This is a genomic window from Haloarcula rubripromontorii, from assembly GCF_001280425.1.
GTDB lineage: Archaea > Halobacteriota > Halobacteria > Halobacteriales > Haloarculaceae > Haloarcula > Haloarcula rubripromontorii.
This window is the reverse complement of the sequence record NZ_LIUF01000005.1, coordinates 217,805-234,579: the sequence shown is the minus strand read 5'-3', so window position 1 is coordinate 234,579 and position 16,775 is coordinate 217,805. Positions and strand designations below refer to the sequence as shown.

General features: G+C 65.3%; 18 protein-coding genes. 11 read left to right on the top strand and 7 right to left on the bottom strand.

All coding sequences use genetic code 11. The annotated features are described in order from the left end of the window. The 3 genes from AMS69_RS16245 to moaA are packed head-to-tail and all read right to left on the bottom strand — an operon-like array spanning position 1 to position 3,288. Positions 1 to 1,014, bottom strand: a complete 1,014-nt coding sequence (locus AMS69_RS16245; RefSeq protein WP_053969113.1) for a DHH family phosphoesterase — start codon at positions 1,012 to 1,014, stop codon at positions 1 to 3. A gap of 54 nt (positions 1,015 to 1,068) precedes the next feature. Then, on the bottom strand, positions 1,069 to 2,154 hold the full coding sequence (locus tag AMS69_RS16240; protein WP_053969112.1) for a putative sulfate/molybdate transporter: 1,086 nt from the start codon (positions 2,152 to 2,154) through the stop codon (positions 1,069 to 1,071). Positions 2,155 to 2,205: 51 nt separating this feature from the next. Next, complete coding sequence (gene moaA / locus AMS69_RS16235; RefSeq protein ID WP_053969111.1) at positions 2,206 to 3,288, bottom strand: GTP 3',8-cyclase MoaA; 1,083 nt, start codon at positions 3,286 to 3,288, stop codon at positions 2,206 to 2,208. A 106-nt stretch (positions 3,289 to 3,394) separates the two neighbouring features. Between moaA and yqeC the strand changes: the two genes are divergently transcribed. After that, positions 3,395 to 4,114, top strand: coding sequence for a selenium cofactor biosynthesis protein YqeC (gene yqeC / locus AMS69_RS16230; RefSeq protein WP_053969110.1), 720 nt, complete (start codon positions 3,395 to 3,397; stop codon positions 4,112 to 4,114). 27 nt (positions 4,115 to 4,141) lie between these two features. On the opposite strand, the gene AMS69_RS16225 is transcribed toward yqeC, so the two are convergent. Next, positions 4,142 to 4,747 (bottom strand): molybdenum cofactor guanylyltransferase, encoded by a 606-nt coding sequence (locus AMS69_RS16225; protein ID WP_053969109.1) that lies wholly within the window; start codon positions 4,745 to 4,747, stop codon positions 4,142 to 4,144. A gap of 78 nt (positions 4,748 to 4,825) precedes the next feature. Between AMS69_RS16225 and AMS69_RS16220 the strand changes: the two genes are divergently transcribed. The 6 genes from AMS69_RS16220 to AMS69_RS21145 are packed head-to-tail and all read left to right on the top strand — an operon-like array spanning position 4,826 to position 8,349. Beyond that, positions 4,826 to 6,598 carry an aldehyde ferredoxin oxidoreductase family protein gene (locus tag AMS69_RS16220; RefSeq protein ID WP_053969108.1) on the top strand — a complete coding sequence of 591 codons (1,773 nt, stop codon included), beginning with the start codon at positions 4,826 to 4,828 and terminating at the stop codon, positions 6,596 to 6,598. After that, complete coding sequence (locus AMS69_RS16215) at positions 6,595 to 7,374, top strand: DUF7124 domain-containing protein (RefSeq protein ID WP_053969107.1); 780 nt, start codon at positions 6,595 to 6,597, stop codon at positions 7,372 to 7,374. The genes AMS69_RS16220 and AMS69_RS16215 overlap by 4 nt, the downstream gene beginning before the upstream one ends. Before the next feature lie 48 nt (positions 7,375 to 7,422). Next, positions 7,423 to 7,689: a hypothetical protein gene (locus AMS69_RS16210; protein WP_053969106.1), complete on the top strand. Its 267-nt coding sequence runs from the start codon at positions 7,423 to 7,425 to the stop codon at positions 7,687 to 7,689. Continuing rightward, the gene (locus AMS69_RS20730; RefSeq protein ID WP_004516231.1) at positions 7,686 to 7,829 is read left to right on the top strand and encodes a hypothetical protein; all 144 of its coding nucleotides are present in this window, start codon (positions 7,686 to 7,688) and stop codon (positions 7,827 to 7,829) included. The genes AMS69_RS16210 and AMS69_RS20730 overlap by 4 nt, the downstream gene beginning before the upstream one ends. Then, complete coding sequence (locus AMS69_RS16205) at positions 7,826 to 8,170, top strand: hypothetical protein (protein WP_202904568.1); 345 nt, start codon at positions 7,826 to 7,828, stop codon at positions 8,168 to 8,170. The genes AMS69_RS20730 and AMS69_RS16205 overlap by 4 nt, the downstream gene beginning before the upstream one ends. A gap of 44 nt (positions 8,171 to 8,214) precedes the next feature. Beyond that, complete coding sequence (locus tag AMS69_RS21145) at positions 8,215 to 8,349, top strand: hypothetical protein (RefSeq protein WP_274378015.1); 135 nt, start codon at positions 8,215 to 8,217, stop codon at positions 8,347 to 8,349. A gap of 55 nt (positions 8,350 to 8,404) precedes the next feature. Here the strand turns inward: AMS69_RS21145 and AMS69_RS16200 are convergent, their stop codons facing one another. Beyond that, the gene (locus AMS69_RS16200) at positions 8,405 to 9,622 is read right to left on the bottom strand and encodes a DUF7405 family protein (protein WP_053969105.1); all 1,218 of its coding nucleotides are present in this window, start codon (positions 9,620 to 9,622) and stop codon (positions 8,405 to 8,407) included. Positions 9,623 to 9,717: 95 nt separating this feature from the next. On the opposite strand from AMS69_RS16200, the gene AMS69_RS20725 reads away from it, so the two are divergent. The 3 genes from AMS69_RS20725 to AMS69_RS16190 are packed head-to-tail and all read left to right on the top strand — an operon-like array spanning position 9,718 to position 10,368. Next, on the top strand, positions 9,718 to 9,867 hold the full coding sequence (locus AMS69_RS20725; RefSeq protein WP_170083305.1) for a hypothetical protein: 150 nt from the start codon (positions 9,718 to 9,720) through the stop codon (positions 9,865 to 9,867). Beyond that, positions 9,867 to 10,142: a hypothetical protein gene (locus AMS69_RS16195; RefSeq protein WP_053969104.1), complete on the top strand. Its 276-nt coding sequence runs from the start codon at positions 9,867 to 9,869 to the stop codon at positions 10,140 to 10,142. Before AMS69_RS20725 ends, AMS69_RS16195 begins: the two co-directional genes overlap by 1 nt. Beyond that, a complete protein-coding gene (locus AMS69_RS16190; protein ID WP_053969103.1) occupies positions 10,135 to 10,368 on the top strand; it encodes a hypothetical protein in 234 nt (77 codons plus the stop codon). Before AMS69_RS16195 ends, AMS69_RS16190 begins: the two co-directional genes overlap by 8 nt. An 8-nt stretch (positions 10,369 to 10,376) precedes the next feature. Here AMS69_RS16190 and AMS69_RS16185 read toward each other — a convergent pair whose 3' ends face one another. Together AMS69_RS16185 and AMS69_RS16180 are read right to left on the bottom strand one after the other, a co-directional pair. Beyond that, positions 10,377 to 11,003: a TorD/DmsD family molecular chaperone gene (locus tag AMS69_RS16185; RefSeq protein ID WP_053969102.1), complete on the bottom strand. Its 627-nt coding sequence runs from the start codon at positions 11,001 to 11,003 to the stop codon at positions 10,377 to 10,379. Then, a complete protein-coding gene (locus tag AMS69_RS16180) occupies positions 11,000 to 13,132 on the bottom strand; it encodes a hydrogenase iron-sulfur subunit (protein WP_053969101.1) in 2,133 nt (710 codons plus the stop codon). The genes AMS69_RS16185 and AMS69_RS16180 overlap by 4 nt, the downstream gene beginning before the upstream one ends. A gap of 233 nt (positions 13,133 to 13,365) precedes the next feature. On the opposite strand from AMS69_RS16180, the gene AMS69_RS16175 reads away from it, so the two are divergent. Next, positions 13,366 to 16,767 carry a formate dehydrogenase subunit alpha gene (locus tag AMS69_RS16175; RefSeq protein WP_053969100.1) on the top strand — a complete coding sequence of 1,134 codons (3,402 nt, stop codon included), beginning with the start codon at positions 13,366 to 13,368 and terminating at the stop codon, positions 16,765 to 16,767. Positions 16,768 to 16,775: the final 8 nt, after the last annotated feature.

Below are 16,775 nucleotides of genomic sequence, written 5' to 3'. Positions count from 1 at the left end.
CTAGCTCTCTTCCGAGAGATTCAATCCGGCAAACAGCCGCGCCGAGATCACTTGCTCGACGATGTCGACGAGGACGGTGTCGTCACTTGTGTAGTCGGCGAAGATACCGAGTGGCACCTCGCCACCGGCCATTTCGCGGTGTCCGCCTGCGCTCCCGACATCGCCCAGGGACTCGCTCAGAACGTCGCCGATGTTGACCCGGGAGTCCGTCGACCGGGCGCTGAGCTGGATGGCGTCTTCGACAATGCCGAAGACGATGGCTGTCTCGACGCCCTCAAGCGTCGCCAGATAGTCGGCCGCCTGCGGGAGCGCGTCCCGCTCCCCTGTCCGGCCGACGTGAGATATCAGCACCGACCCGCGGACCGTCCGGTTCGCGATTGCGTCGGCGATTGCGTCGACGGTCGCGCCGCTGACAGACGGCGAGGAGAGCTGTCGCAACAGGTCAGAGTCGGCCGTGTCGGTCAGAAAGCCGGCCGCACCGTACTCGTCCGCCGTCACGCCGCGCAGGAACCCCAGCGTCTCCCGCCGGATGGCAAACAGCAACGCTGTCGCCAGACGGTCATCGAGGTCGATGTCGAGGTCCCGGAGGTACTCAGTCAGTATCGTCGCCGTCGCTCCGATCTCCTCCCGGTGGTCGACGAACGTGGCTGCGATATCCTCGGCTGGGTGATGGTCGATGACGATGTCGACCGAGACGTCTTCGGGGACCCGGTTGTTCGACCCCGGAATCGAGTGGTCAACGAAAGCAAGCAGTTCCGAGGACTCACGGTCGGTCACGTCGGCCGGGTCGAACTCCCGGAGGTCCATCTCCAGCAGATTGACGAACGAGCGGTTCTGCTGGTGTGAAATCTCGCCGCTGTAGAGGATTCGTCGCTCGTCGATGCCGATGGCGGCCGCGATGCGACCGAGCGCGAGCGCGCTGGCAAGACAGTCGGGGTCGGGGTTGTTGTGACAGACGATAGTGAGTGAGTCGGCTTTTCCAAGCAGGTTTTCGAGTTCCGTTGCAGGGCGCATCTATCAGTCGTCCCTTCGACCTCCTGATACAAGCGTGTGGGGGCCAGTCTGCCGTCACACCCGGGCGCGCAGTTGCTGGACGAGCACACCGAGGACGAGTGCGAGGCCAAGGTTGACGAGTACGCCGAAACCACCGATTGCCGCGACAACTGTCAGATCATCCGTTCTGGAAACCCCGGTCCAGCCCAACTGGAGCGCGATCAGTACCAGAATGACGCCGAGAAGCGCCGTCGGGTAGGCCGCGATGACACCGACAGCGAGGAATGCGGTCAGCACGTAGCCCGCGCCGAGTATCAGATTCGCACCGGGCGTTCTGGCCCCGAAGGCGTACTTCCCGGCGACGCCGCCACTCCCGTGACACATCGGAAACGCGCCGAAAGGAACCGCGACCAGATTCATCAGCCCCATGCTGTTCGAGAGCTGGTCCGCGGATACGTCCCGGTCGAAATAATCGGCGAGCAGGACCGACGTAGCGAGGGCGGCGTTACCGACCGTGACCGCGACCTGAGCGAGGATAGCCTCTGCCGTCTGTACCGACAGTGTCATCGTCGGAAGCATGAACATGGCGTCAACCGCTGGAACGGCCGGCGTCGGAACTCCGGTCTCCACGAGGGCGATGGCGGCTCCAAAGACGAAGACGGCGAAGGCGCTCTGCCCGCTGTAGCCGACCACTGCAAGGACAGCGACGATACCGACGGCAACGGCCACGAGCATCGGGTCGTCAAGTCCGAGACCGACGCCGGTCTCCAGCAGAACCAGCGCGACGCCGAGCTGTACCCCACGAACAACAGTGTCGTCGACGTACCGGTTGACAGTTTCCAGCGACTGCGTGGTTCCAAGCGCGAGTAGAAGCACCGCCAACAGGAGCCCCGCAACGACGAGTTCCCCGGTCGAGATGGTCCCGGCGATGACCAGCGCGGCGAAGGCCTTCATCGGCTCGACTGATATCGGAGCGCCGTAGTACAGCCCCCAGACGACCTGAAACACGCCGAACCAGACGAGCATGACCGGGAGCGAGAGCTCTGTCAGCACGGCGACAGCCACGACGACCGGGAGCACCGTCGCCGAGTCCCCGACTGCTCCGGTCAGTTCGTTCCACGACAGCGAGACCGTCGTTTGCTCGCGGAACCAGAAACTCATGACAGTCGGTGTCGACGGCAACACAGCGAGCGCGCTGGTCTGCGACGGCCGCTACTCCGAGTACTCGTAGGGCGCACGGTCTCCGTCGGTGTCGATGTACTCCTCGTTTATCTCCCACTCGCCGTCCTCGGTTTCGACCATGTATTCGCCGTAGTAGGGGACGCGGGTGTCGACCGTCTCGCGAAACGCGGCGCGCATCGACTCCTTGGTCGTGCCGATGTCCCGCAGGTCGTCGTTGCGGTTCAGACAGCCCTTGAGATACCCGTCGTGGGTGAGCCGCACGCGGTGGCAGTTCGCACAGAAGTTCTCGTTGCCGACGGGGTCGACGATTTCGACCATCCCGCTGTTGCGGTTGTTGACCGGTGCCGTCCGTATCCCGCCATCGGACGCGGCCAGCGATGTGGTCGCACCGCTACGTTCGCCCGCCGCGTCGCTGCTGTGCATCCAGTAGCGCTTGCGGTCGTGCATCTCGCGGTGTTCGACTTTGTCGGCGCGGTCCTCGAGCCAGTCGTGGACGCGGTCGATGTCGATGGCCCACTCCGGGTGGCCAGCCAGCTCGGGCATGTACTCGATGAGCTGGAGCTGGAGCCCGGGGTTCTCGGCGACGTGGTCGACCATCTTCGGAACGTAGCCCGCGGTCGGCTCGAAGACGACCATATTGAGCTTCACCGGGGCGAGGCCGGCGTCCAGCGCCGCTTCGACGCCTTCGAGAACGCGGTCGTAGGCCCCGCTCTGTGTCAGTTCGGCGAAGGCCTCGCTATCGAGGGCGTCCTGCGAGACGTTGACCCGTTCGAGTCCGGCGTCGACGAGGTCCGGGGCGCGGCCGGGAAGGAAGGTGCCGTTGGTCGTCATCGACACCTCCATCTCGTCGGGGGCGCGGCGGACGATCTCTTCGAGGTCTTCCCGAAGCATCGGCTCCCCGCCGGTGAACTTCACCGAGTCGACCCCGAATTCGGCGGCGACTTCGAGGAAGGCCACGATGGTGTCGGCAGTGAGTTCGTCGTCCTGTGCCTCCATCGGGCCCCGTGTGTCGCCCAGCCCCTCGTTGTGGCAGTAGACGCAGTCGAAGTTACACCGGTCGGTGAGGGAGACGCGGACACCGGAGACCTCGCGACCGAAGTCGTCTTCGAGCATATCCTTGCTAACTGTTCACAGCACAGCCTATTAAATGGCGTGACTGTTCCGGTTCCGTCGTTAGACACGGGGTAACGATTAACCAGACCACCGCCCTGCACTGGGTATGGACATCGTCGACGCGCTGGACGCGCGACACGGGACCACTTGCTTCGTTGGTGCTGGGGGAAAGAAGACGACGATGGCGACGCTCGCACAGCGCCTGGACCGCGCGGTCGTCACCGCGACGGTCCGGATTCCGATTTTCGACGGCTGGGTCGAAGAGGTTGTCGTGACCGAGACCCCGCGGGCGGCCATCGACGCGTCGTCCGCGTGGCCGCTCGGCGTCGTCCCGGCCCAGGAGCGGCCGGACCGCTACCGCGGTTACGACACCGCGACGGTGGCCGATCTGGCCGACGTAGACCACCCGATCCTCGTAAAAGCCGACGGCGCGCGGATGCGGGAGTTCAAAGCGCCAAGCGACCGCGAGCCACAGCTCCCCGCGACGGCATCGACGGTCGTTCCCATCGCCAGCGCGCACGTCGTCGGTGAACCGCTGACCGACGACATCGTCCACCGGGTCGACGAAGTGGCCGGGATCACCGGGCTTGCCCCCGGCGACGAGATTCGACCAAGAGATGTCGCTGCGGTACTGGCCAGCGACCGCGGCGGGCTGAAAGACGTGCCCGCCGACGCAACCGCGATTCCGCTGCTCAATATGGTTGACAACGAGGCACTCGAAACGAGCGCGCGGGCTGTTGCCGAGGCGATTCGCGACCGAGCCGACGTACCGCGTGTTGTCCTCGCTGAGATGCGGCGCGATGACCCGCTGGTAGCGGTCGCCTGAGAGTGAGGCGACATCGACTCCGCTCGTTCAAAACTGTTCGGCCGCGGCCTCGAACTCCTCGCGCGTGTTGAGATTCCGGAACGTATCTAGTGAGGCGTGTTCGAGCACGGCTTCGCGCTCGACGACGACGTAATCGAGGTCAAACAGCGGTTCGACGACCTTGTGCTCGCCGCGGTCCAGCGCCCGCCGGCAGGCGTCGTGCATCGCGTCGGCGTGATACACCGCCTGTGTCGTCTGGAACCAGTCGTCGGGACGCGGGACCGCGGCCTCGTGGGACTCGGCCCGCTCGAACAGGTAGCCGACGAAGGCCGGGTCGACGAAGGGCATATCGCAGGCGACCACGGCGGCGTACTCGCTCTCGACGGCCCCCAGCGCGGTCGCGATGCCCGCCATCGGCCCCTGGTCGGGGTCCTCGTCGAGGGCGAACTCGGGGTCGAGCGCGTGGTCCGACAGCGCCGCCTCGATAGCCTCGACCTGGTCCTCGCGGCAGTTCACGACGAGTTCGTCGACGGCCTGACCCAGTCGGTCGGCGACGCGGCGAATCATCGGCGTGCCAGCGAGGTCGGCGACGGCCTTGTCGCTGTCGCCGAACCGCGTCGACCGGCCGCCAGCGACGATAGTGCCTGCGCGCATACCCTGCCTTCTCGGCTCTGGCAGAAAGGCGCTTTGTGCTGTGGGTAATCCTTTAGTCGCCAGACAGAAGAGTGAGATGTGATGACAGTAGCCAACCGGGACCGGATGCTTCACGTCGACCTGTCGTCGGCGTCGGTCGAGAGCCGTCCGGTCCCAGAGGGTTGGCGTCGCCAGTTCGTGGGCGGCAAGGGACTCGGCGCACGGTACCTGTACGACGAACTCGACGCCGGTACCGACCCGCTTGGCCCCGAGAACGTTCTGATGTTCATGCTCGGGCCGGTTTCGGGGCTGTTGCCGGGCGAGACGAGATATGCCGCAGTCACGAAGTCGCCCCTGACCGGCGGCTTCCTCGACTCCTACGCGGGCGGGACGTTCCCGGACACGCTGGCCGGCGCGCTGCAGGACCACGTCGGGGTTCTGGTCACCGGGCGGGCGGCGGAGCCGGTCAAACTCGTCGTCGAGGACGACGACGCGACGGTCGAACCCGCCGAAACATGGGGGCAGGACACGGCCGAAACTGACGCTGCCTTCCCCGAGGCCGCGGTGGCGTGTATCGGTCCGGCGGGCGAGCAGGGCGTCGCGTTCGCCACCATCGCCTCCGACGGCGGCGAACACCACGCCGGCCGGGGCGGTGCCGGAGCGGTGATGGGCGCGAAGCGACTGAAGGCCGTCGTCGTCCGCGGCGACCCGCCGACGGACCTCGCGGAACTTCGGGAACAGTACGCACAGCGGTACCGCGAGGGCGACACCGGCCAGTGGCTCCACGCCAGCGGGACCGTCGAGACAGTCGATTTCGCCAACGCAGTCGGCGCACTCTCGACGCGCGGCTGGGAAGACGGTCAGTTCGAGGGGGCCGACAGCGTCGGTATCGAAGCCGTGCAGGAACTCGCTGCGGCCCGGGAGTACGACGACGAGGGCAGTCCCGGCGGCTTCCGCGTCCAGACCGAAGACGGGGAGACCGTCCCGCGCGGCGCGACGGCGATGAGTCTCGGGGCCGGGCTCGGCATCGACGACTTCGATGCCGTGGCGGCGCTGGGCGAGACCTGCAACCGGCTGGGGCTGGACCTCATCAGCGCCGGGAGCGCCGTCGCGTGGGCCATCAAAGCCGGTGATGCCGGCCTGCTCGACCGCTCGCTCGATTACGGAAGTCCCGACGATGCGCAGGCGCTCCTCGAAGAGATCGTCGCGCGGGAGACAGCGCTCGGCGACGCTCTGGCCGACGGTGTCGATGCGGCTTCGGACCGGCTGGGCGGGGACGACCTCCTGCCGACGGTCAAGGCCATGGAACTGCCCGCGTACGACCCCCGCGGCGCACGGAGCATGGCGCTGGCGTACGCGACCAGCGACCGCGGGGCCTGCCACCGGCGGGCGCTCCCCATCGAGCGGGAGGCCTTCGACGGCGACTGGTGTCCCGAGCGGGCGGCCGCGGCCGTCATTCGCGAACAGGACCAGCGCTCGGCACTGTGGTGTCTCGTCGTCGACGACTTCGTCGGCGACGCCTTCGACGACCTCGGCGCGGAGTGGCTCGACGCTGTCGGCCTCGACACAGACGGCGACCTCGCGACGGTCGGCGAGCGCGTCTGGACGCTCACGCGCCTGTTCAATGTCCGCGAGGGCGTCTCGCGGGCCGACGACGAACTCCCGGCAAAGCTGCAGGAACCGCTCGACTCAGGCCCGAATGCGGGTGCGGCAATCGACGTCGAATCCTTCGACGCGATGCTTGCGGCCTACTACAGCCAGCGCGGCTGGGACGCCAACGGCCGCCCCGCTCCCGAAACCATCGAGCGACTCGGCCTCGCAGACGCCGTCGAGCGAGCGACACGACCAGCGGACACGACACTCGGAGAATGACAGACGAAATCGACCTCGACGAACTCGATGTACAGGCCGACGAAGAGACGCCAAACCGGGGTGACTGGTTCTGGAGCGACGAGGGCGACCCCGAAGACGCACCTGACCGCGGACCTCCATCGGGACGGCCCGACGAGGACACCGAGGCTGGGAGTCCCGACGTGGCCGCACGTCCGAGTACTGATGCGGACACTGGTGGCGAGAGGAACGACGGCGACACCGCCAGCGCAGCCCCCGGAGGGCAGCCGGTCCCCCACGTCCCGCGGGAGAACAAGGACAAGCCGGTCGGTATTCCGACGGACAGCGGCGGCGCGGGCGGCGCAGCCGCGACTGACACTGATCCGGCCTCGAACGTCGCCGGGGACCCGGCCGCCGGCGAGGAGTCGGGCGAGGCAAGCGGCCCCCACGGCGGCGGCATCGACGACATGACGATGGCCGTGACATACGACGCGGCCCGGCAGTTCGCTGACCCGCAAGTGGTCTTCCGTGAGGCGCGGGCGTGGGCCGACTGGGTCGGTATCGTCGGCGATGTCGACGCCTTCGTCATCAACAAGTTCCAGCGTGACCACGGCATCGACGCCGATTTCTTCAGCGGCGCGGGACAGGAACCGGCCGAGCGGCTTGCCGACATCGACGAGCACTCGATGTTCTACGCCGAGCGGATGGTTCTTGTGGGCCGCCCGGACGACGAGCCTGTTGCCGAGCGAACCGGCTGGGAGTTCGTCCCGCTCGCCGACGCCGCCGAGAAAGCGGACTGGGACCTCGTCGACGGGTGACGCCGTATTTTTATAAAGCTTGCTGGTCATTATCATACACGAACGACAATGACACTTCGAACCGCGATCCAGCAGTCGAAGATACTCACGTTTGTGGTACTGGGGGCCTTCGTCTGGCTCTTACTGACACTGTTCGATGTCGCGTCGACTATCGACCTCGCAACCGGGACAACGTCATTCGTCGGTCAGAACGCACTGGGCGGGATCGCCGGGGTGCTCGTGTTGGTCATCGTACTCGGTGCGCTCGTCGTTCTGTACTCCGAGATTACCGAGTCGGATCCGGCCCCACAGTCATGGCCCCCGTCAGAAGAATGACGTACTACAGCTGCGAAGAGTGCGGCCAGATGATAGACCTCTCGGCGTTCGAAGGGCAACCGCGCAGGCAGGACTGTCCGGTGTGTGAGGAGACGACGCTGTGGACGCCCGAGTTCGAGGGCGAGGGGGTGTCGTTTTGACGCTCGTCTTCGAGGTGAGTGACCGCCTGTACGAGGCCGCCCAGGAGTGGGCCGACCGGCGGCTAGAGGACATCGACGAGGCGACGGAGACCAAAGTCGAGCAGGCGCTGCTAGAGATCGAGCACCTCGTTTCACAGTCCCACGACGTGGTATTCGAGGTCGACGGCCGCAAGATACGGTACGAACCGACCGAGGAACTGGCCGCGTTGCTCCGTCGGCAGGCCGAAGAGAGCGGGGTCGACGAGAGTACCGTGCTGAAGATGCACGTCGACCTCTACGCCAACGCATTCCTCGACGAAGTGACGGACGAGCAGAAACCGCCGGGGACGCCGTCTGAGTGACGGCACCAAAACTTAAGCCCGGTCACCGTGACAGCTGATACATAATGGCACACGAACAAAGCGAGTGGAAACCCAAAGGTGCGACAGAGACGTTCAACGGTTTCGAGGTCTGGGACCACGGCGTCTGGCCGGGTGACGTGAACCAGAACGACACGACATCCGGCGACGAGAAGGAGTGAACTGCTGTCAGGTCGTGCGCCGCTTTTTGTATCCGGGCCGACACGCGAGCGGGAGCTATGGCTTCGGAAAGGCCCGTTTATCGCGGGGCGGGACGTAGAAGTTCGAGCGTGACACGACTTCGATGAACTCCAGCAGGCCGTTGTTCTGGCGGTCCCGGAGCTCCTCGTGTTCCTCCCGGAGCCACCAGCCGTTCATCGCGTCCCGGACTTCTTCGAAGTCACGCGGGTGCTCCTGTAGCGAGAGGAAGTGCAGGCCGGCCTGACCGCCGTCAATCGTGTTGAAGTCCCGCCGGAGAAGAATCGGCTCCCCGTCCTTGCGGGCGCGGGCCACCTTCTCGAAATGACCGACTTCCCCCTCGCTGCTCGCGTGCTCGCGGACCATGTCGGCGAAGGGAAGGTCGCCCCTGTCGATGTCCGCCGGAGCGAACTCCGCCGAGAACAGTCGCTTGACGCGGTCGGACTGGGCGAGTTCCCACCACGTGTCGAAAGCCTCGTTGATTCGTGAGAGGTGTATCGTTGTTCCGCCGGCGTAGGGGCCGTCGTCGATTGTGACGCGGTCCTCGCTGGCCTGGGTACCGGACCGACCGGCAAAAAAGCCAGAGAACATATAGGACTCCTCGGGGATGTCGGCGGGGACGCCTTCCGCGTCGGCGTGGGCTGCCGGGAGTCCCTCGCCGATGAAGCCGCCGCGGCGGTCGGCGACGGAGAACACGTCGCCGAGGCGGCCCTGAATCTCCGCGTCGGCCAGCGTCGGCCGCGTGTCGAACATCGCTGATTCTGTGGCCGCGAGGTGCGAGGGAACGTCGCTCGCAAGGACGAGCATCGCGTCGAAAGACTGCAGGTCGGGGTCGTCCGTCCGGGAGAGGACTCGCGGGCTGCGTATCGGGGACGAATCGAGCGACCCGTAGGTGTCGAAGTAGCTCGTCCCCCAGCCGAGCATATGCAGGAGCCCGGCACTGTTGAACTCATACGCGTCTTCCAGTGTCCGCATCGCTAGCTCGACAGTTTCTGCGTCTGAATCCGACGGTGGCCCGTTGAGGTCGAGCATGAACAGCCGGAAGTGATGTGGCAGCAGGTCGTTACCGGCGGCATCGCTCCGAAGGCGCTCGTTCCAGGCGTGTTGCCGTATCGGGAGTTCGTCGGCTCGCGGGTGCGGGTCGAGGTCCCCCGTCGGCGACTCCGCTTGTCTGGCCAGCAGGGACGAACAGCCGCTGAGACCGGCCGCTCCGGTGAGTGCGGAGAGGCGAAGCAGCAGTCCGCGGCGCGAAGTCATGGTATACTATCACAGGGAGGGCTACGTGGAGAAAAACTTTGTCTCAAGAGAACAGGTCGCAACGGTTTTTTACTTGCCAGTCCGTACCACATTTCATGTTAACTATCCCCATACACTCGGAACCGGGGCTCAGTCTTCCCTTTCCACCCGATATGGGTGCGGCAGTCCTCGGTGTCGGGCTGGTCGTCCTCGCTGTCATCACGTACGATATCTATCAACAGCACTGGGCCGGAGAGGGGACCTGATGGCCACCGAGCAATCGAATTCCCGACTGACCGCCGTTTCACTCCTCGGATATCTCCGAATTCTGGTTTACACCCTCGCTACGCTGCTGGCGCTGTCACTGCTTGTTGTCGGCACAATCGGCCTCATCGCCGAACTCAAGGGGAGCTGGCACTGGCAGATTCACCTCAAATCGACGATCAGCTATATCGGTCTGTTCGTCAGCCGTCTGCTGGTCGTCCTCATCCCATTGTTCGTGGTCCTCGTTGTCGGTCGGCGGGTGGTTCCTGATGCGTGAGCGACTGCGCGCGAACCCTTTCGGGGTGGTCGCGGCGGCCTCCGTCACGCTCCTCTGCGTGTTGGTCGCGGGCGCGGGAGCCGTCGCGGTCATCGCACGGTCGGTCAACTCCTGGCGCTCGCTCTTTTTCATGGAACAGACGATGGCGTTCCTGTTGCCCGCGGTGAAGGTTCTGCTGGTCGTCGGACTTGTCGCCTGCATGGGACTCGTCTTCCGAATCCGGTAGCTGTCCTGCTACCCGATCTGAGCCACGATTTCGTCCTCGAAGCGGACCAGTCCCTCACAGATCAACGCCGCCGCGAGGAACAGTCCCTCGTCGGCCTCCTCGCGCATCTCGTCGGCGAAGTCGACGACCCACTCGCTGAGGTGTTGCTCGATGAACACCCGCTCGTAGCCGACGGTCTCCTCATCGCCCTCGCGCTGGCGCTCAATGAGGTACCGCAGGAACGCCAGCTCGACGGCGATGAAGTCGTCTTCCTCGGGGTAGTCCTCTGGCGGTGCCCACCCCGCCGCGGCGTAGCTGGCATCGACCTCGGCCAGCCCCTCGCCGATGAACTCCGTGTCCTCACGGTAGTTCGTCTCGTGTGGCAACACCGGCGGCCGTGGGCCGACGAGCAGGTCCGTGTACTCCCGTTCGAGGTCCGCCTGCACCGCCGAAACCGGCCGGTCCGCGTTCTCGTCGATCCACGCCTGCAGCATCTCGAAGCCCTCGTCTAACTGGTCGTTGATAGAGTCCCCCGGAAACTCCACGTCGCCACTCAACAGCCGCTCGACGAACGCCTCCTCGGGCACGTCCCAGAACACGTCGATGACGAAATCGACCAGTTCGAGGCGGGCCTCGTAGACGGCCGCGTCGTTCATCGCTTCTCCCCCTGGTCGAACAGCAGACGGCTCCGACAGTCGCTACAGTACTCGAAGACGCTGTGGTCGGCATCGGGAGCCAGCCCCTCCACCTGATCGCCGACCTCCTCTTCGATTTTGTCCGCGGAGGCGACGCTGGTGAAGGCTTTGCCACAGCGGACGCATTCGAGCATGTCGCCCTCGTGGACCGTCGTCCAGGCCTCGCCGTCGCGGTTCTCGGGGAGCAGAGAAAGGTCCAGCCCGTCGTGCATCGTAATCGCCGTCTCCGGACAGCCTTCCTCACAGAGGCCGCAGTTCACACAGTCCGCGTGGTTGAACGCCAGTTCGCCCTCGCCGGTCCGCTGGATGGCGTCGGTCGGGCAGAGGTTCGTACAGGTCGGCGTCAGCGTACACGCGTCGTTGACCTCCATGACGCCGAAGTCCTTCAGCCCGCGAATCACCTCCCGCTCGGGTTCGACGTGGTCGAGGATGGCGCGGACGCTCTCTAGGGTCCAGCCGTGGCTGTCGAAGTCGGGGTTGGGACGGGGCTCATCGCGGTCGACATCGCTGCGGCCCGTCGCCTCGTAGTCGCCGGCCGGTACCGGCGTCTCGTCGAGCCCGAACTCGACGAAGCCCGAGAGCGACTCGGCGAACGCCTCGGGGTTGCCGGCCTCCGGCGCGAAAAAGCCCACGCGGTCACCCAGTCCGAGGTCGGTCGTCGCCTGATTGAGCCGGTCGACCAGCTCCTGCTTGGGGTCGGGACCGGAGTGGAGGCAGGAGCCGCCACAGCCGACGATGGCGACGCCGTCCGCGCCGGCCGCCAGCGCGTGCATGACGTGTGCCTCCCCGACCGTGTCCGTGCAGTTGACCCGGACCGGGAGGATGGGCGGGTAGTCGAGGTCGCCCGACTGGACGGCTTTGCGACCGTGCGCCCGAAGCCGTTCCATCGCGTACTCCGAACAGACGAACGCGATGACCTGCGTAGCGATGCCCTCGTCGCCGCGGGAGAGCAACCCCCCGTCGGCGTCGTCTTCCAGCAGTGCTTCGACTTCGCGTGCGAGTCGCCGGTTCGAGGGCTCGCGGAGCTGTGTCGCGCCCGTCGGACAGGAACTCGTACAGGCCCCGCAGTTCTCGCAGGCCACCTCGTCGAACTCGACGGAATCGATGGTCGGGCGGTCGACCGCGCCGTGGGGGCAGGCGTCCACGCAGGCCGTACACCCCTCTTGACTGGACGCGCCGGCCGCACAGACGTCCATCTCCAGGTCGAGGAACTGCGGCTTCTCGATACCGCCCAGTTGCGATTCGACGGCGGCGATAGTGCCGGCGTCGACCGGCCCGGTGTAAAAGCCCAGCCGACCGCCGCGGGCGTCGTCGCGGCCGCCGGGGTAAACCACCTGGTCGACCTCGATAGTGCGTGTCACTCCCGACAGATCGATGGCATCGGTCGGGCAGGTGTCCGTCCAGTCGCCATCGGGCGCGTCGGGGTGGATGTCGACGGGGAACTCCGTCACCATCCCGTCCGGCCCCTCGCGCACGCAGTCCATGCAGTCGATGCAGTCGTCGGTGACGCGGGCTTCCAGCGTGAGTTCGTACTCGCCGTAGGACCCCTCGACGTCGACGACGCGGCCGCGCTCCATCGTCACATTGCTCAGCCCTTCCGCGTCGGCGAAGTCTCGTCCGTCCGCGATGAACGTCACGTCTGCGTCGTCGGTCAGCGAGCGGGCGGCCCCCGGGTCGCCGACGACGGCAACACGGTTCCCGGCGTCTTTCGACACCGTCCGCGACGGCGCTTCCTCCCGAAGCCCCGCCCGTGTCGCGTTGATGAGGCGAGCCGTCTTGTCGGTTGCCGCAGTCTCGTCGTGGACCCAGGCGTTGGTCTCCCGGTGGTCGACGAACACCGACGCTTCGGGGTGCAGGCCGTGTTCGTCCGCAAGCCCGCGGATGCGGTCCTGACACGACGGTTCTGGCGTTGTGGCGATGACCTGATCGAGGTCGTACTCCTCGATTACCTGTGACATCCCGGCCAGCCCGTCCTGACAGAGGAGTTCGGAACTGGCCACGACGTCGACATCGTCGACACCGTCCCGTACCGCTTCGAGGTCGATGTCACATGACCCCCCACAGGAACACACGAAGGCACCTGTATTCATTAATCATGCAAAATCATGTCGCGGTAATAGAACTTGCGGAGTGTTCACACATCTATTCATGAATTCAACCACAAATATTTGCACGGGCAGAAAATTTCATGAACTACCATGGCAAACTATGTCACATTTTATCATGTATGGCATTGAATTTGCATTACGTCTAGACAGACAATGACAGACCAGATTGCGTGGCAAACGTGGACAGCATCGGTAATGGGTGGGCACCATTCACCATGAGTACACAACAGGAACCAGTATCACTGGATCTCGACCGGCGCTCGTTCATGAAGGCGAGCGCCCTCGCGGGCGGGGTCGCCCTCGGTGTCAGCGGCGCTGGTCGGGCACTTCAGGAGGACGGCGAGGAAACGGACGGGGCAGACACGGACACCGAACTGACCAAGACAATCTGCAACTACTGTTCGGTGGGCTGTGGCTTCCGCGGCGAGCGGCAGGGTAATTCCTTCGTCGGCATGGAGCCATGGCACGAACACCCGATAAACGCCGGGTCGCTATGCTCGAAAGGGGCCGGTATCTACGAGACCGAACACTCCGAGAAGCGTCTCAAGCACCCGATGATACAGGAGGACGGGGAGTGGCGCAAAATGGGGTGGAACGAGGCCTACGACCGCCTGGCAACGGACATCCGGGCACTGTGGCCCGACGATGACACCGCCCCGGCGGCGGCCGTCGACGTCGACGCGGAACACAGCCGCGAGAGCGTGATGTTGCTCGGCAGCGCCCACCACTCCAACGAGGAGGCCTACGCCATCCGGAAACTGGCGGCGTTCATGGGCACGAACAACATCGACCACCAGGCGCGGATTTGCCACTCCACGACAGTGACAGGGCTGGCAAACACCTGGGGCTACGGCGCGATGACCAACACCGTCCAGGACTACCGGAACTTCGACCTGAACATCATCATCGGACAGAACCCGGCTGAGGCACATCCCATCGCGATGCAGCATATCCTCGAGGGGCAGAAACGCGGCGGGACCATCCTCAATCTGGACCCGCGGTTCACGAAAACGTCGGCCCACGCCGACGAGTTCATGCGGTTCCGGCCGGGTACCGACGTGGCCCTGATGATGGGCATCATCAAAGAGCTCCGGGACAAGCACGGGCTCGCGATGGACCCCGACGCGGATGACAGCGGGCAGAACATGCTGACCGACCGCGTGCAGGGCTGGGAGGACGTCGACGCGGAACTCGACGAGTACGACAAGGAGACGGTTGAGGAGATTACCTGGGTCTCCGCAGAGGACATCGAGCGCATCGCCGACATGATAGACGAGGCCCGGCCCCACATCCAGATCGAGTGGGCGATGGGCGGGACCCAGCACAACAACGGGACCCAGAACATCCGATCGTACGCGATGGCGAGTCTCGCCTCCGGGAGCGCGGCCCGGAGCGGCGGCGGCCTGCAGGTCATGCGCGGCCACGCAAATGTTCAGGGAGCAACCGATCTCGCGGTCGCGAGCCATATCCTGCCGGGGTATTACGGTCTCTCAGCCGGTGGCTGGTCCTGGTGGGCTGAAATCTGGGACCGCACTCCCGAGACCAGCGGCTCCACCTCGTTCGCGGACATGTACAACCGGTTCGAGCTGATGCCGCCGGACAAGTACGTCCGCCAGAGCCCGGTGTACGAGGGTACCGAGGACGCCAACTCGCTACCGCCGAACGCCGACCACGGCCCGAACAACCCGGCGGAGAACTCAATGATGTTCCAGAACGGGCTGACGGTGGCCCGATGGTTCGAGTCGGCACTCGACCAGGAAGATCGGTATCAGGAGACGCCGATCTACCAGCCCGACCAGACGAAAATCGCGTTCTTCTGGGGGCACTCGGCGAACTCCATCAGCGAGATGGAGCAGATGAAAGAGGGGATGGAGAACCTCGACCTGCTGGTCGTCATCGACGTGTTCCCCTCCGTCGCGAGCGTCCTTCCGGACTACGAGGACGGCCCGCCGGTGTTGCTGTTGCCGGCGTCGAGCCAGTACGAGCACTACCGGTCGCTGACCAACACGAACCGGTCGGTGCAGTGGTCCGAGCCGGTCCGCTCGCCGGCCCACAACTCCAAGCCGGACCTCCAGATAATGCAGGAGCTGGCCGGCTATCTGGGCTTTGGCGAGCACTTCGACTGGGGCGCGGGCTCGGAGCTGTACAACGGCAAGTCCAGCTACGAGGGCGTCGTCCGGGAGTTCAACCTCGGGACAAACACCATCGGCTACCGGCAGACCCCCGAGCGGCTCCAGCAACACTTAGAGTACGACTGGGCGTTCTCCAACGAGGACCTCAAAGGAGCGGAGGGGACGCCGGTCGCGGGCGAGTACTGGATGCTCCCCTGGCCCTGTTGGGGCGAGGACCACCCGGGCACCCCGATTATCTGGAACGACGACCTGGACCCCAACAACGGGGGGCAGGACTTCCGAACCCGGTGGGGCGTCCAGGCACCCACGCCCGAGGACTGGGAGGCGATGCCGACCGACGACGAGTACCCGATGCAGGAGACGCTCGACGCCGTCGGCGACCGGTACGAGAGTCAAGAAGAAGCGCTTGACCTGACTCGTGCGCCGTACAACCCCGACTGGGCCGACGACGACGACACGGCCGCGGACGGCATGATTCACGGCATCCCGGAGTACCCGGGCTGGAAGGTGACACCGCCACAGAGCCTCGTCGACCCCACTCAGGAGGTCCAGCCGGACGAACTCACTATCCCACAACAGTACGCGCTCGACAATCAGGAGTCTGTGTACACCGCCGCGCAGGCGCTGAACGACCCTGATACCGGGAGCACGGTGTTCGACGAGTACCTCGAAACGATGATCGGGGAAGGCGTCGACCCCGAGTTCTACGAGGAGTACGACTACAGCCAGCCCGACGCGCCGACCGGGCGCGGCCGGGCACGGGCTGTCGTCTGGAGCTTCCTCGACAAGGTGCCGGTCCACCGCGAACCCATCGAGGGACCGGACACGGAGCTGCTGAACGAGTGGCCGGCGAACGGCCAGCAGCGGAACTTCTACCGCCTCGACCAGAACAACCTCGTCGAGCAGGAACGGGCCACGGATATCATCCATACTCAGGACGACGGGCCAGCTCTGGATACCATCATGACCAGCGGGCGGCAGGTCGAACATCAGGGCGGCGGCGCGGAGACGCGAAACAACATCCACACCGCCGACCTCCAGCCCCACATGTACGCCGAAATCACGCCGAACAAGGCGGAGGAACTCGGCGTCGACGGTGGCGACCTCGTGGTCATCTCTTCGACGGACCGCGGCTCTGTGCTGGTGAAAGCTCGCGTGACGGACCGGCCGAACGACCAGGAAGTGTTCCTGCCGTACCACTGGGGCGGCGTGTTCAAAGGCGAGAGTCTGGAGGACAAGTACCCCGACGGCCACGTCCCCTACGCCATCGGGGACTCGGCGAACGCCATCACATCCCGGGGCTACGACGTTGAAACCCAGATGCAGGAGACCAAAGTATCGATGGTCGCGGTCAACCCGGCGACGCCGGAGGTACTGGACCGGTACAACATCGACGTGGACCTCGACTTCGACTTCCCGCAGGACGTGAACGACGTCGGGACACAGAAGGACTTCGACGTCCGCGACAACTCGACGGTGCAATGAGGTGAGCT